Origin of the sequence: Microbacterium sp. NPDC090014 (assembly GCF_044748285.1) — a bacterium.
Taxonomy (GTDB): domain Bacteria; phylum Actinomycetota; class Actinomycetes; order Actinomycetales; family Microbacteriaceae; genus Microbacterium.
The window spans coordinates 716,426-729,758 of the sequence record NZ_JBIVFS010000001.1; the positions used below are offsets into that span (position 1 = coordinate 716,426).

Sequence of the window (13,333 nt, forward strand, 5' to 3'; positions counted from 1 at the left end):
GGCATCCGCCCGGCGTGTAGGGCCCCGGAGCGCCGCGGATCGACCCGTTCATCTGGCCTTTCCGTCCAGGTCGCAGAATGCCGGCATGGGAGAATGGGTTCTCATGGACACTCCGGACGAGAAGACGCCCACGAGGAACGACCCTCCGAAGACCTCCACCGCCGCGATCAGGCAGGCCGCGAAGGCCACCGAGGCCGCGCAGAAGATCGTGCGCGACATCGCCGCGGTTCCGCCGCGCGGCGTGCACCCGGCGCTCGTGCCCGGCGTCTCGGTCGAAGAGACCGGACGCACCTACCGCACCGATCCGCTCGTCTTCGGCATCGCCGTCGCGCTGACCCTCGCGTTCATCGCGTGGGGCGTGTTCGCGGGTGACAACCTCTCGGGCACGACCTCGACCGTGCTCGGGTGGGTCGTCGAGTACTTCGGCTTCTTCTTCACCACGATCGCCACCGTCATCCTGGTCTTCATGCTCTTCGTCGGCTTCAGCCGCTACGGACGCATTCCCCTGGGCCGCGACGACGAAGAGCCCGAGTTCTCGATGTTCTCGTGGATCTCGATGCTCTTCGCCGCCGGAATGGGCATCGGTCTCGTCTTCTGGGGCGCCGCCGAGCCGCTCACCTTCTTCGAGAACCCGCCGCCCGGAACGGTCGAGGCGAACACCCTCGAGGCCATGCACACGGCGCAGGCGCAGGTGCTCTACCACTGGGGCCCGCAGGCGTGGGCCTTCTACGCGCTGGTCGGCGGCGCGATCGCGTACGGCGCGTTCCGTCGTGGCCGCACGCCCCTGATCTCGTCGATCTTCGCGCCGCTGCTCGGCGAGGGCCGCACCACCGGACCCCTCGGTCGCACGATTGACATCTTCTCGATCATCGTGACCCTCTTCGGCACCGCCGCGTCGCTCGGCCTGGGAGCCCTGCAGATCGGCCACGGCGTCGAGATCGTCAGCGGCATCGGCGAACTCGGCAACGGCGTGCTCATCGCGGCCATCGCCGTGCTCACCGCCTGCTTCATCGCCTCGGCGGTCTCGGGCGTCTCGAAGGGCATCCGCGCGCTGTCGAACATCAACGCGGTCGTCGCGCTGCTGCTCGCATTCTTCGTCTTCTTCGTCGGACCGACGCTGCTGATCCTCAACGTCATCCCCTCGGTCGCCGTGCAGTTCCTCGGTGACCTGCCCGAGATGGTCGCGCGGTCGGCGTCGCAGGGCGATGAGGCGCAGATGTTCCTGTCGAGCTGGACGATCTTCTACTGGGCATGGTGGATCTCCTGGTCGCCGTTCGTGGGCATGTTCATCGCCAAGATCTCGCGGGGCCGCACGCTGCGCCAGTTCGTCTCCGTCGTCATCCTGGTTCCGGCCGCCATCTCGCTCATCTGGTTCGCGATCTTCGGAACCACGGCGATCCAGCAGCAGATGAACGGCGCAGGACTGACCGTCGACCCGCCCGAAGAGGTGCTCTTCGGCGTGCTCGAGAACCTGCCGTTCCCGCTGATCACCAGCATCGTGCTCATCCTGCTGATCTCGATCTTCTTCATCACCGGCGCCGATTCGGCCTCGCTCGTCATGGGCACGCTCTCGCAGCAGGGCCGTCCCGAGCCGTCGCGCTGGGTCGCCGTGGTCTGGGGAGTCCTGGTCGGAGTGATCGCGGCGGTGCTGCTCGTCACCGGCGAAGAGGGCAGCGGCCTGAAGTCGCTGCAGAACGTCACGATCATCGCGGCGCTGCCGTTCGCGGTGATCATGGCCTTCATGATGGTCGCGTTCATGAAGGATCTGCGACGCGACCCCATGATCCTGCGCGAGCGCTATGCCCGCATGGCCGTGCGCCACAGCGTCATGGCCGGACTCGAGGAGTACGGCGACGACTTCGCGCTCGTGCCCGTCGAGTACGACCACTCCGAAGACGACCTCGCCTGGATCGATGAGGCCGACGTCGACGACAGCCTCGCCGAGGTCTACGCGACCGCGACCGAGGCGATCGACATCATCCCGGATGCCGGTGGTGGCGCAGCGGATGCCGGCGCCGATGCCGGCGATGCGAGTCCGGCCGGAGATGCGAGTGCGACCGGCGACGCGAGTGCGGCCGGCGATGCGAGTGCGGCCGGCGATGCGAGTGCGGGTGCGGCTGCGGACGCCGGGTCGGATGACGGGGGCGACCCTGCGGGCCTCGCCGAGCGTCCTTCCTGACGTCAGTCGCATTGTTGACCCCGCCCGCGCCGCCCCCGGCCCGGTGCGGGGTCAGTAACGCATCCGAATCGGCCGTTTCCGCTGCGAAAGTGGCCCCGCACGTGAGCCCCGGTGTCGAAGTGGCCCCGCACGCACCCCGCACGTGAGTCCCGGTGCCGAAGTGGCCCCGCACGCACCCCGCACGTGAGTCCCGGTGCCGAAGTGGCCCCGCCATGTGGGTGGGGCGTGAGGTTGCCCCTACCCGCGGGTTGCACCGTGGTGCGGGGTCAGTAACGCATCCGAATCGGCCGTTTCCGCTGCGAAAGTGGCCCCGCACGTGAGTCGCGATGCCGAAGTGGCCCCGCACGCACCTCGCGGGTGGATCCCGGTGCCAAAGTGGCCCCGCCACGCGGGCTGGGGGAGTGAGGTTGCCCCTACCCGCGGGTTCCATCGCGGTGCGGGGTCAGTAGCGCATCCGAATCGGCCGTTTCCGCTGCGAAAGTGGCCCCGCACGTGAGTCCCGGTGTCGAAGTGGCCCCGCATACACCTCGCGCGTGGGCCCAGAGGCTCAGGCGACGGGGGCCGTCTCGCTCGGGGCCGCCTCGCCGACACCCGCCTCGCCGACACCCGCCTCGCCCGCACCCGCCTCGCCCGCACCGGGCGCGACCGTCTCGACGGGGACGGATGCCGCGGCGGTGATCTTCGCCGCCATGCCCGCGAAGATGAAGCCGTGGAACGGCAGCACGGCCAGCCAGTACAGCCGTCCCGCGAGCCCGCGGGGGAAGAAGACCGCCCGCTGCTCGTAGCGGGATCCGTCGCCGTCGGGCAGTGCGCGCAGCTCGAGCCAGGCCTCGCCCGGCACCTTCATCTCGGCGCGCAACCGCAGCAGTCCGCCGCTCGCGGGCGACGAGTCGGTCTTGCGGCCCGGCTCCTCGACGGCTTCGACGCGCCAGAAGTCGATCGCATCACCGACCCGCGCCTCGGCCTTGCTGCGGCGTCCGCGGCGGAGCCCGACTCCGCCGACGAGCCGGTCCATCCAGCCGCGCACCGCCCAGAGGAACTTCGACGAGTACCAGCCGTTCGACCCGCCGATGCCGATGATCACCCGCCACAGTCCGTCGACCGGGGCCGACGTCTTCAGCTTGCGGGTGTCGGTGAAGACGGTGCGTCCCGCCCAGTCCGGGTCGCTGGGCAGCGGGTCGCTCGGGGCGCCCGAGACCTCGGCATCCTGCCAGCTCGTCTCGATGGTGTCGGCGTCGAGACGGCCGAGCGCCATCGACACGGCGGTGCGGTACGGGGTCAGCCCGCCGTCCGGGCGGGGGATGAGGTCATCGATCGCGCGGTCCTTCACGATGCACTCGTTCTGCAGTGACGCGACGAGCGGGCGCGCGATCGATCGCGGAACCGGGGTCACCAGGTTCACCCAGTGCGATGCGAGTCCCGGAGTGAGCACCGGCAGGGCAGCGATCGCGCGCTGGCGCAGACCCGCCTCGAGCGCATAGCCGTTCATCATCTGGCCGTAGCGCAACACGTCGGGTCCGCCGATGTCGGCGGCGCGGTTGACGCTGTCATCGACGCGCGCGGCGCCCAGCAGGTAGTGCAGCACGTCGCGCACCGCGATCGGCTGGATGCGGTTGCGCACCCATTTCGGCGCCGGCATGTACGGCAGCACATCGGTCAGGTGCCGGATCATCTCGAACGACGCGGAACCGGAGCCGATCACGACGCCCGCCTGCAGCACGAGCGTCGGAACGCCCGACTCGAGGAAGATCTCGCCCACCCGCACCCGGGAGCGCAGATGAGGCGAGAGCTTCACATCGTCGGGATGCAGTCCGCCGAGATACACGATGCGGCGCACGCCGGCCTTCGCCGCGGCATCCGCCACCGTGGTGGCCGCTCGTTCGTCGCTCTCCTCGAACCCCTTGCCCGCCGTCATCGAGTGGATCAGGTAGTAGACCACGTCGACATCGCGCATGGCCTCGGCCACGGCGTCCGCGTCGTCAGCAGAGCCCTCGACGATCTCGCAGTCGGCACCCCAGGGGAAGGATGCCGCGCGCGCGGCGTCCCGGGCCAGTGCGCGCACCCGGTATCCGGCGTTCAGCAGACGAGGCGTCAGCCGCCCGCCGATGTATCCCGTGGCGCCGAGCACCAGCGCGCGAGGCGCCGATCCGTCTTCGCGGGGGAGGGCGCGCAGGGCCTCTTCGTGTCCGGTGGGCTGGGTGAGCTCGGTCATGTGTCGAGCGTAGGCGTGATGACCGGAAATTTCACTAGGCTGGCGATTGACTAGTTCATCTAGTAATCTTTTGACGGAGGAAGGTGATCACATGTCGACAGCCACGCAGTACCCCACCCGTCGTGAGCTCCGGTCTCGGCGAATCCTGCCGAACGGTCCTGTCGACGTCGCCCCGCTGTCGGCACGTGCTGCTGTCGGCCGCTCCACCGGGCTCCGCAGCGTCCCGCTCCCCGCATCGCGCACGCCGTTCTGGAAGTCCGCCGGAGTCGTCGGCCTCATCGCGGTCATCGCCGCCGGCGCTCTGCCGCTGGCGGCATCCGCCCTCGACATCCCCCTGTGACCGCACGGCGCGGGCGCTCGACCACAGACCACCGCTGATAAGAGAGAGGAGCCCCCATGGGACTCGATGACAAGATCAAGAACACCGCTCAGGACCTCGCCGGCAAGGCGAAGGAGGCCGTCGGCAAGGTGACCGACAACGAGAAGCTCGAGGCGGAGGGCCGCGCCGACCAGGCGAAGGCCGACGTCAAGAAGGCCGGAGAGAACGTGAAGGACGCGTTCAACAACTGACACCGGTGAGCAACGGCGGGGAGGTGGCGCGAGCCACCTCCCCGCCTTCTGTGCGGCCCGACCTGCAATGGTCGTGCGGCGAGAGAGTGAGACAGCATGTCCGACCGCCTGAAGAATGACACGCCGAACCTGTGGCAGCGCCTGCTGCGACGGCTGCGTCCCGCCGCGGCAGAGCCTCGTCGGCTCACGGTCGAGGACGTCACCGTCGTCGACCGCCCGATGCTCCGCCGCGCGGTCGCCGGTACCGTGGTCGGCAATCTCATGGAGTGGTACGACATCGGCGTCTACGGCTATCTCGCGGTGATCATCGGGCGGGCGTTCCTGCCGGACGCATCCGCCGGGGCGCAGTCGCTCTTCTCGCTCGGCGTCTTCGCGGTCACCTTCGTCGCCCGTCCGCTCGGCGGCATCGTGCTCGGCCAGCTCGGCGATCGACTCGGCCGTCAGCGCGTGCTGGCCTTCACGCTGATCATGATGGCCGCGGCCACGTTCCTCATCGGCGTGCTCCCCGACTTCTCGGTCATCGGCGTCTGGGCGCCGATCCTGCTGATCGTGCTCAAGCTCGCACAGGGCTTCTCGACCGGCGGCGAGTACGCGGGCGCCACGACCTTCATCACCGAGTACGCGCCCGACCGGCGCCGCGGCTTCTATGCCTCCCTGCTCGACCTCGGCTCGTACATGGGCTTCGCCATCGGCGCCGCCTTCGTCTCGATCCTGCAGCTGACGCTGTCGGCCGAGGTCATGCAGGGCTTCGCCTGGCGCATCCCGTTCCTCGTCGCGCTTCCGCTCGGACTGATCGCGATCTACTTCCGGCTGAAGATCGAGGACACCCCGGCATTCCAGGAGGCACAGGACTCGGCGAAGCGCGCGGCCGACGACGCACAGGCGTCGGCGGATGCGCCCAAGGGCGTGCTCGCACTGATCCGCGCATACTGGCGCGAACTGCTGACGGCCTTCGTGCTCGTCGCCGCCGCCAACACCGTGGGCTACGCCCTCACCTCCTACATGCCCACGTACCTCACCGGAACCCTGGGCTACGACGAGGTGCACGGCACTCTGCTGACCCTTCCCGTGCTCGTGGCGATGGCGCTCTGCATCCCGCTCACCGGAAAGCTCTCCGACCGCATCGGACGCCGCAAGGTGCTGTTCATCGGCTCGATCTCGGCGATCGTGCTGGCCGTGCCGTCGTTCCTGTTCATGATGTACGGGGAGATCTGGTCGACGCTTCTAGGCCTGGTGCTGCTCGCCTTCCCCGTGACCTTCTATGTGGCCAACCTCGCCTCGTCTCTGCCCGCGCTCTTCCCGACGTCGTCGCGCTACGGCGGCATGGGCATCTCGTACAACCTCGCCGTCGCCCTGTTCGCGGGCACGGCTCCGGTCGTGATGGAGGCGCTCGTGCAGATGACCGGATCGTCGCTGGCTCCGGCGTTCTACGTGATCGGCACCTCGATCGCCGGCTTCATCGCCGTGGTGGTGCTCAAGGAGTCGGCGCGCAGGCCGCTGCCGGGTGCGATGCCGAGCGTGCAGACGATCGAGGAGGCCGTGGAACTGGTCGAGACGCAGGAGGAGAACCCCGACCTCGACCTCGACGAGCTGTTCCCCGAACGCCTCGAGAACGCCGTGGACGACGACGGAGAAGCCGGCGCTCGGGTCGAGGATCAGGTCGAGAAGGCCTGACCCGCGGCGGAGGGATCACTCGCCGGAGGGCTCGGACTCCTCGTGCGAGCGGATGACGTCGCGCAGCTCCTGATCGAGATCCGACGCCTCTTCGATGGCCGAGGTCATGCCGGCGAGGAATCGCGTCACGATGCCACGCTCGCGGTCGCTCATCTCGTCGACGAGCGACAGCATCCGCCGGTGCATCGCGCCGAGGGTCTCGCGCACCTCGTCGTCGCTGCTGACGGTGGGCACGACGACCCCGGCGCGGCGATCGGTCGGGTGCGGCTCGCGCTTCGCGTGCCCGCCCTTCTCGAGACGGTCGATGAGGGTCGTCGTCGATGCCGTGGAGATGTCGAGCATGCGGGCGATGTCGATCGGGCGCACGATGCGGCCGGCCCGCTGCTCGCGCAGCAGGAACCGCAGCGCGACCAGGTCGGTCTCGTTCATGCCCATCGACGCCCTGGTGCGGGCTCGCATGGCGGTCTCGGCCGAGCGGTAGCGGCGGAGCATGTTGAGCACGTCGACCGTGCTCGCGCTGTCGGAGTCGGGGTACCAGTACCCCGATCGGCCGAATTCTTCAGAGCGCTCCATCACGCCACCTCGCCGTCATCGCTCAGGGATCCCTCGTTCTCTCCATGCTCGCGCGCGAGCATCTCGATCGCGCCGGCTTCGACCTCGGCAGGGACGATCCGCAGCAGTCCGCCCGTGATGGCGTCGTGCTCGGCGGCCACGATCTGGTCGAGCCGCCAGGCGGGAACCGACGGGAACCGCGCTCGCAGGCGATCGAGCATGTCGGCGTACATGATGTACCCCGCATCCCCGAGTGTGAATCGCTCGACCATGACGTCCCTTTCCTGCCCGTGTTCTATCTTCGCACCCGATCAGAGTCCCTGGTGGCATTGGAATTCGCTAGGCCACCTCGTTACCTGTCTTTCGAGTAGCATGGAGGGGTCAGGGGGTGACACATGGCCAGCAGGACCGACATCAGAACGACGTCGACCGATCTCGTCGCTCGGGTCGACGAACTCCGTCGCGCCGAGGCGCAGCTGGGCCGTCGTCTCGCCGCGCTGCGCGCGCCCAATGACACCGATCGTGAGGCCATGAGGTACATCACGGAGGCGCCGGCGGATGCTCCCGCGACCCCGGGAGGACTCGCTGCGCACCTGAACGTGAGCACGGCCGCGATCACGAGCCTGCTGCGCCGTCTGCAGGAGCGCGGCCAGATCGTCGTCGCCCCGCATCCGGCTGACGCGCGATCGAAGGTTCTGCGACCCTCTCTGCGCGATCTCCACTCGCCCGGCGACGAGCTCACGCAGCGTATCGCCGCCCTCGCCGACGAGTTCACGCCCGAGCAGACCGATGCGATCTCACGGTTCCTGCACCGCTTGACGGAAGAGATCGGCGACCTTCCCTGACGTCTGACTGGGATTTAGCTAGGTAACCTAGTAATCTATTTCTCAAGCCAGTCTGAGCGTGAGGGAGAGAACATGGGTTACCTGACCTACGGAAGCACCGCCGCACCGATCGAGATCGACGACGAGCTGCTGACCCACCTGCGGCTGGTGATCGTGACCAAGCTGCGGCGCAACGAGTCCTTCCCCCTGACCCTCTCGATCGGCGACGGCGCCATCGAGACGCTCTGGGTGCACGCCTCCATCCCCCTCCGGTTCGCCATGGACGAGGAGCCGAGCATCGACCGCTCGCTGGTGGTCTCGATGATGAACGCGGCGAACTCGGCCGGCGGGCTCGACCTCACTCGGGCTGAGTTCGCTCCGGCGCTCACGGGGTCGCGTGTGCTGCACGCGATGACTGCGTGAGCCATGTCCGTACGAATCAAAAATGCCGCGAAGGCGGCGGCGAGCGCGCGGGTGCGAGGCGCCTCGCGGACGCGAGGGCTGTGGGTCGAGGTCGATCCCGGCTTCCACGTCGGCAATGACCGGCGCCAGTTCCTCGGATCGATCACGGGGACACCGCGTGAGGGCTTTCGGGCTTTCGGAGCGCAGTCCGACTTCATCGGCCAGTTCGACGACCTGGATGCCGCCAAGGCTGCGGTCGCTGCGGCATCCGTGATCGACGAAGAGCTCGCACAGGGCGAACCGCTGCTCCACTGAGGCTGATCGCGATCGCCGCACGGGTGGCATACGCGATGCGAAAGGCGATTTTCGACGACGTCCCTCGACGTGTACGGTCATTGCTATGACTTCGATCGAATCGATTCGACGGCCTGCTGTCGACCAGGCGTCGCGCCGAGCGCGCATCGCGGTCTCGGCGCTGTTCCTCACGAACGGCGCACTGTTCGCCAACATCCTGCCCCGCTACCCCGAGATCAAGGCTGCTCTGGGGCTCGACAACGCCGGGTACGGCCTCGCGATCGCGGCCTTCCCTGCCGGCGCGATCGCCGCGGGTCTTCTCGCCGCCGTGCTGATCCGTCGATTCGGCTCGGCGCGGATCGCCGTGTTCGGCACGATCGCCACGGGACTCGGTCTGCTCGCCGCCGCACTGGCGCCCTCCGGCATCCTCTTCGCCGTCGCCCTTCTGCTCGGCGGGGCATCCGACGCGATCACCGACGTCGCGCAGAACGCGCACGGTCTGCGCGTGCAGCGGCGATACGGCCGCTCGATCATCAACTCCTTCCACGCCATCTGGTCGATCGGCGCGGTTCTCGGCGGAGGCATGGCCGCTGCCGCGATCGCCCTGCAGCTGCCGCTCGGCGTGCATCTCGGCATCTCGACCGCGGTGTTCGCGGCCGTCGCCTTCACCGCGCTCTGGTTCTGCCTGCCCGGACGCGATGAGGAGGCGGATGCGGAGGCGACGGCCGAGCCGGTCGAGCTGGGCGGCGCCGTGCGCCGCGGAGTCAGCCCTCGCACCGTGATGATCATCATCGCGCTCACGCTCATCGCGATGGCCGGTGCCGTGGCCGAAGACGCCGGCAACTCGTGGGCGACTCTCTATCTGAGTGAATCGCTCGGCGCCGCGGCCGCCATCGCACCGCTCGGATTCATCGCGCTCGTCGGCGCACAGTTCATCGGCCGGATGCTGGGCGACGGCATGACCGACCGGTTCGGGCAGCGCGCGGTGGCCCGCGTCGGAGGACTGATCGCCGCGGCGGGCATGACACTCGCGCTCATCTTCCCGAGCGTGCCGGGAACCATCGCCGGATTCGCCGCCGTCGGCTTCGGCATCGCGACGCTCATCCCGGCCGCCATGCATGCGGCGGACGAACTGCCCGGCCTGCGACCGGGAGTGGGGCTCACGGTCGTGTCGTGGCTGCTGCGTCTCGGCTTCCTGCTCTCACCGCCGATCGTCGGGTTCATCGCCGACACCGAGAGCCTGCGGGCCGGGTTGATCGTGGCCCCGGCTGCGGCTCTGGTCGCGGTGCTTCTCGCCGGAGTGCTCGAGAAGCGCAGGGTTCGGGAGTAGCAGTTCGGGTCGGCCACGGAGGGCCGTGAGAGTGATGCGAAAGGGTGTTCGTCCTCCCGTATCGCGGGTTTTCGCAGTATACGTATTCAATCCTGAAAGTTTCCGGGAACATAGGCTTCCCTAAGTCGATTGCATACGTATACCATCAGCGTCATGGGACACATCAAGCATCGAGCACTGCCGGTACTCGCCCTCGCAGCAGTGGGCATGATCGCCCTCTCCAGCTGCGGCGCCGGGACCCGAACCGACAATGAGAACGCGACAACGGTGTCGTGCGACTACACGGCTCCCGAGGGCAAGACCACGGTCAACGTCCTCGCCTACAATTCCTCCGCCATCGACCCCTTCACCGACACCATGGTCAAGAGCTGTTCGACCGATGACGTGACGCTGAAGCACGATCCGATCGACTTCGGCGGGCAGGTGACCAAGACCACGGCCACCCTGGCCGGCGACACGGGCACCTACGACATCATCGAGACCTACGGATTCGTCATCCCCGGCTTCGGCGAAGAGGAGAAGCTCGTTCCGCTGAACGACCTCTGGGACAAGTATGGCGAGGACTACGGGCTCGGCGAGATCAGCGAGTCGATGGTCGAGGGCATGTCCTACGACGGCGACATCTACGCCATCCCGATGCAGGCGCAGATGTTCGTCATGGCCTACCGCACCGACATCTTCGAAGACCTCGGCCTCGACGTGCCGACCACCTTCGACGAGATGATCGCCGCGGCCGAGGCGATCAAGGCCGAGGGCCTCATGGACTACCCGATCGCGCTGCCCTGGCTCGCCACGGCCGACGTGACGACCGGCTTCGAAGGGGCGATGAACTCCCTCGGCGCCGACTTCGTCACCGCAGACGGCGAGGTCACGCTCGACGGACCCGAGGCGAAGCAGGCCGTCGAGGCGATGCTCGCACTCAAGCCCTACATGGACCCGCAGGTCACGACCTTCGACCAGCCCAAGGTGCAGCAGCAGATGTTCAACGGCACGGCGGCCATGTCGATCATGTTCTCCGGTCGCATGTTCGACCTGACCCTGCCCGCGAACTCCAAGCTGTCCGACTCCTTCGGATTCGCCGGTGCGCCCAAGGTCTCCGACGACGCCGAGTACTCCTACAACCGCCTCTCGATCGACGGCTGGTCGATCCCCTTCAACACCAAGCTCGACCACGACATGCTCTTCCAGATGATGGCGTCCGCCGTCAGCGAGGACGCGTCCACGGCATCCGTCCCCGCCGCCTACCCGGCCCGCGAGGGCATGGTGACGGAGGAGAACTCCCCGTACGGTGCCGCCGCCAACGACTCGATCGCGAGCGCCATGCCGCCGATCGTGTCGCCGGTCATCGCCGACATCACCAACGAGATCCGGCCGATCCTGGTCTCGATCCTCAACGGCCAGGTGTCCGTCGACGACGGGCTCGCCCAGATGCAGGCCGCCGGCGAGAAGATCGCCGGCTGACCCCGATCCGACCGTCCATGACTGTGGCCTGAGCGTGAGTTCAGGCCACAGTCCGTCCAAGGGAGGACGCACATGAAGGCACGCGAATTCTGGCTGCTCTTCGCTCCGAGCCTGCTGGTGATGGGTGCACTGCTCGTGCTGCCGCTGGTGCGCACGGTGCAGTGGAGCTTCGAGCAGGTCCGCTACGGCACACCAGGCACCTTCATCGGGTTGGAGAACTTCACCGACGCGCTGACGGACCCCCGTTTCCACAAGGCGGTGATGTTCACGGTCGCCGTCACGATCGTCACCACGGCGATCCTGCTCGTCTTCGGGTACATCATCGCCACCGGCATCAACCGCATCACCACGTCGCGTCCGCTCGTGCTCGGCATCATGCTCGTCTCGTACGTGCTGCCGAACCTCGTCGGCGCCGTCGCCTTCTCGTGGCTCTTCGACGACAACTTCGGCGGCGTGGTGAACCGCCTGATCGGCTTCTTCGGCGGGTCGCAGGTGCTCTGGTTCACCGACCAGGTGCCCAACGCGATCCTCGTGATCGCCAACACTGTCTGGCACATGCTCCCGTTCGCGATGCTGATCATCCTGGCCGGACTCCAGGGCGTGCCGAACGAGCTGAAGGAGGCGGCGAAGATCGATGGCGCCAACGGCTTCCAGACGCACCTCAACGTGATCATCCCGACCATCCGCGGAGTGCTCGGATTCGTGACACTGATCACGATCATGGATGTGCTGCGCATGTTCGACAACCTGATCCCGCTGTCGCCGCAGGCGCAGAACATCGGCAACGAATCGATCATGCTCTACGTCTACTCCGTGGCATTCGCCGATGGCGCCGAGAACCTCGGTCTCGGCAGCGCGATCAACGTGCTCACCATCCTCCTGATCCTCATCATGCTGATCCCGTTCATCCGGGGCATCTTCAAGGAAGCGAAGGCCGAACGATGAGTCTCACCTCCGCAGAACTCTCGACGAGGGCCATCGTCACGAAGGGCGTGCCGAAGCGCCGTCGCCGCGGCCCCAACCGCCCGCCGGTGATCACGGGGCTGCTGCTCGGCATCCTCTGCATCGTGATGCTGAGCCCCTTCATCTGGATGACGCTGTCGGTGACCAAGCCCACCGACGTCGCCTTCGCCAACCCGCCGGTGCTCTGGGACTACCAGCCGACCCTGCAGGCGTTCGTCGATCTGTGGCAGACCACGTACTTCGCCGACTACCTCGTGAACACCGTGGTCGTGGCGGTCGTGTCCACCGTGATCGCGCTGGCGATCGGCATCCCGGCGGCCTATGCGCTGTCGCGGTTCCCCAGCTACGTCTCGGCGCTGCTGCTCGTGCTCGCACTGATCTTCCGTGCGCTGCCCCGCTTCGCGGTGGTGCTGCCGATGTACGACATCAGCCGCGCGCTCGGCATCTACGACACCACGTTCGCGCTCGCGATCGCCCTCGTCGCGATCAACCAGCCGTTCACGATCTGGCTGCTGCGCAACTTCTTCGCCGAGATTCCGAAGGAGCTCGACGAGGCGGCCATGATCGACGGCTGCACCAGGATCGGGATGCTGCGCAGGGTCATGATCCCGCTGATGGGGCCGGGGATCCTGACCGCCGGCATCTTCGTGTTCCTGTTCGCCTTCCAGGAGTACCTCACCGCGCTCGTGCTCACCGACACCTCGTCGAAGACGGTGCCCGTGTTCATCGCCACGCAGCTCGGGCAGACCCTGCCGATGCTGCAGCAGGCGGGAGCGGCGTCGATGCTGTTGACGATCCCGGTGTTCGTGATCGCCTTCATCGCGCAGAAGTATCTCGTCGCGGGTCTCAGCGACGGTGCCGTGAAGGGCTGA

At 67.6% G+C, this 13,333-nt stretch carries 14 protein-coding genes; 11 read left to right on the forward strand and 3 right to left on the reverse strand.

Going from position 1 to position 13,333, the window contains the following annotated elements:
• The first annotated feature begins 85 nt into the window (after nt 1–85).
• A complete protein-coding gene (locus ACIPV5_RS03480) occupies nt 86–2,179 on the forward strand; it encodes a BCCT family transporter (protein WP_400339763.1) in 2,094 nt (697 codons plus the stop codon).
• Nucleotides 2,180–2,726: 547 nt separating this feature from the next.
• On the opposite strand, the gene ACIPV5_RS03485 is transcribed toward ACIPV5_RS03480, so the two are convergent.
• Nucleotides 2,727–4,391: an SDR family oxidoreductase gene (locus ACIPV5_RS03485; protein WP_400339765.1), complete on the reverse strand. Its 1,665-nt coding sequence runs from the start codon at nt 4,389–4,391 to the stop codon at nt 2,727–2,729.
• 91 nt (nt 4,392–4,482) lie between these two features.
• Between ACIPV5_RS03485 and ACIPV5_RS03490 the strand changes: the two genes are divergently transcribed.
• The 3 genes from ACIPV5_RS03490 to ACIPV5_RS03500 all read left to right on the forward strand — a co-directional run bounded on the left by ACIPV5_RS03490 (nt 4,483) and on the right by ACIPV5_RS03500 (nt 6,635).
• Nucleotides 4,483–4,731 carry a hypothetical protein gene (locus ACIPV5_RS03490; RefSeq protein ID WP_400339767.1) on the forward strand — a complete coding sequence of 83 codons (249 nt, stop codon included), beginning with the start codon at nt 4,483–4,485 and terminating at the stop codon, nt 4,729–4,731.
• Nucleotides 4,732–4,787: 56 nt separating this feature from the next.
• On the forward strand, nt 4,788–4,961 hold the full coding sequence (locus tag ACIPV5_RS03495) for a CsbD family protein (RefSeq protein WP_072590528.1): 174 nt from the start codon (nt 4,788–4,790) through the stop codon (nt 4,959–4,961).
• Nucleotides 4,962–5,057: 96 nt separating this feature from the next.
• Nucleotides 5,058–6,635, forward strand: a complete 1,578-nt coding sequence (locus ACIPV5_RS03500; RefSeq protein WP_400339770.1) for an MFS transporter — start codon at nt 5,058–5,060, stop codon at nt 6,633–6,635.
• Nucleotides 6,636–6,650: 15 nt separating this feature from the next.
• Here the strand turns inward: ACIPV5_RS03500 and ACIPV5_RS03505 are convergent, their stop codons facing one another.
• Entirely contained in the window at nt 6,651–7,208 is a 558-nt protein-coding gene (locus tag ACIPV5_RS03505; RefSeq protein ID WP_053098456.1) for a MarR family winged helix-turn-helix transcriptional regulator, read from the reverse strand.
• On the reverse strand, nt 7,208–7,459 hold the full coding sequence (locus tag ACIPV5_RS03510; protein WP_053098457.1) for a hypothetical protein: 252 nt from the start codon (nt 7,457–7,459) through the stop codon (nt 7,208–7,210). Before ACIPV5_RS03510 ends, ACIPV5_RS03505 begins: the two co-directional genes overlap by 1 nt.
• Before the next feature lie 123 nt (nt 7,460–7,582).
• On the opposite strand from ACIPV5_RS03510, the gene ACIPV5_RS03515 reads away from it, so the two are divergent.
• The 7 genes from ACIPV5_RS03515 to ACIPV5_RS03545 all read left to right on the forward strand — a co-directional run bounded on the left by ACIPV5_RS03515 (nt 7,583) and on the right by ACIPV5_RS03545 (nt 13,333).
• Complete coding sequence (locus ACIPV5_RS03515; protein ID WP_056276197.1) at nt 7,583–8,032, forward strand: MarR family winged helix-turn-helix transcriptional regulator; 450 nt, start codon at nt 7,583–7,585, stop codon at nt 8,030–8,032.
• Nucleotides 8,033–8,104: 72 nt separating this feature from the next.
• Nucleotides 8,105–8,434: a hypothetical protein gene (locus tag ACIPV5_RS03520; protein ID WP_285363716.1), complete on the forward strand. Its 330-nt coding sequence runs from the start codon at nt 8,105–8,107 to the stop codon at nt 8,432–8,434.
• A 3-nt stretch (nt 8,435–8,437) separates the two neighbouring features.
• Nucleotides 8,438–8,728, forward strand: coding sequence for a hypothetical protein (locus ACIPV5_RS03525; RefSeq protein ID WP_400339775.1), 291 nt, complete (start codon nt 8,438–8,440; stop codon nt 8,726–8,728).
• Nucleotides 8,729–8,813: 85 nt separating this feature from the next.
• The gene (locus ACIPV5_RS03530) at nt 8,814–10,037 is read left to right on the forward strand and encodes an MFS transporter (protein ID WP_072590531.1); all 1,224 of its coding nucleotides are present in this window, start codon (nt 8,814–8,816) and stop codon (nt 10,035–10,037) included.
• Between the two features lie 153 nt (nt 10,038–10,190).
• Entirely contained in the window at nt 10,191–11,498 is a 1,308-nt protein-coding gene (locus ACIPV5_RS03535) for an ABC transporter substrate-binding protein (protein ID WP_053098462.1), read from the forward strand.
• A 72-nt stretch (nt 11,499–11,570) separates the two neighbouring features.
• A complete protein-coding gene (locus tag ACIPV5_RS03540) occupies nt 11,571–12,443 on the forward strand; it encodes a carbohydrate ABC transporter permease (protein ID WP_056276212.1) in 873 nt (290 codons plus the stop codon).
• Entirely contained in the window at nt 12,440–13,333 is an 894-nt protein-coding gene (locus tag ACIPV5_RS03545) for a carbohydrate ABC transporter permease (RefSeq protein WP_056276215.1), read from the forward strand. Before ACIPV5_RS03540 ends, ACIPV5_RS03545 begins: the two co-directional genes overlap by 4 nt.

What these genes read in the sequence shown, in the direction of transcription:
- ACIPV5_RS03480 (WP_400339763.1), top strand. Translation starts at nt 86, where the DNA reads ATGGGAGAATGGGTTCTCATGGACACTCCGGACGAGAAGACGCCCACG.
- ACIPV5_RS03485 (WP_400339765.1), bottom strand. Translation starts at nt 4,391, where the DNA reads ATGACCGAGCTCACCCAGCCCACCGGACACGAAGAGGCCCTGCGCGCC.
- ACIPV5_RS03530 (WP_072590531.1), top strand. Translation starts at nt 8,814, where the DNA reads ATGACTTCGATCGAATCGATTCGACGGCCTGCTGTCGACCAGGCGTCG.
- ACIPV5_RS03535 (WP_053098462.1), top strand. Translation starts at nt 10,191, where the DNA reads ATGGGACACATCAAGCATCGAGCACTGCCGGTACTCGCCCTCGCAGCA.
- ACIPV5_RS03515 (WP_056276197.1), top strand. Translation starts at nt 7,583, where the DNA reads ATGGCCAGCAGGACCGACATCAGAACGACGTCGACCGATCTCGTCGCT.
- ACIPV5_RS03510 (WP_053098457.1), bottom strand. Translation starts at nt 7,459, where the DNA reads ATGGTCGAGCGATTCACACTCGGGGATGCGGGGTACATCATGTACGCC.
- ACIPV5_RS03505 (WP_053098456.1), bottom strand. Translation starts at nt 7,208, where the DNA reads ATGGAGCGCTCTGAAGAATTCGGCCGATCGGGGTACTGGTACCCCGAC.
- ACIPV5_RS03520 (WP_285363716.1), top strand. Translation starts at nt 8,105, where the DNA reads ATGGGTTACCTGACCTACGGAAGCACCGCCGCACCGATCGAGATCGAC.
- ACIPV5_RS03500 (WP_400339770.1), top strand. Translation starts at nt 5,058, where the DNA reads ATGTCCGACCGCCTGAAGAATGACACGCCGAACCTGTGGCAGCGCCTG.
- ACIPV5_RS03495 (WP_072590528.1), top strand. Translation starts at nt 4,788, where the DNA reads ATGGGACTCGATGACAAGATCAAGAACACCGCTCAGGACCTCGCCGGC.
- ACIPV5_RS03540 (WP_056276212.1), top strand. Translation starts at nt 11,571, where the DNA reads ATGAAGGCACGCGAATTCTGGCTGCTCTTCGCTCCGAGCCTGCTGGTG.
- ACIPV5_RS03545 (WP_056276215.1), top strand. Translation starts at nt 12,440, where the DNA reads ATGAGTCTCACCTCCGCAGAACTCTCGACGAGGGCCATCGTCACGAAG.
- ACIPV5_RS03525 (WP_400339775.1), top strand. Translation starts at nt 8,438, where the DNA reads ATGTCCGTACGAATCAAAAATGCCGCGAAGGCGGCGGCGAGCGCGCGG.
- ACIPV5_RS03490 (WP_400339767.1), top strand. Translation starts at nt 4,483, where the DNA reads ATGTCGACAGCCACGCAGTACCCCACCCGTCGTGAGCTCCGGTCTCGG.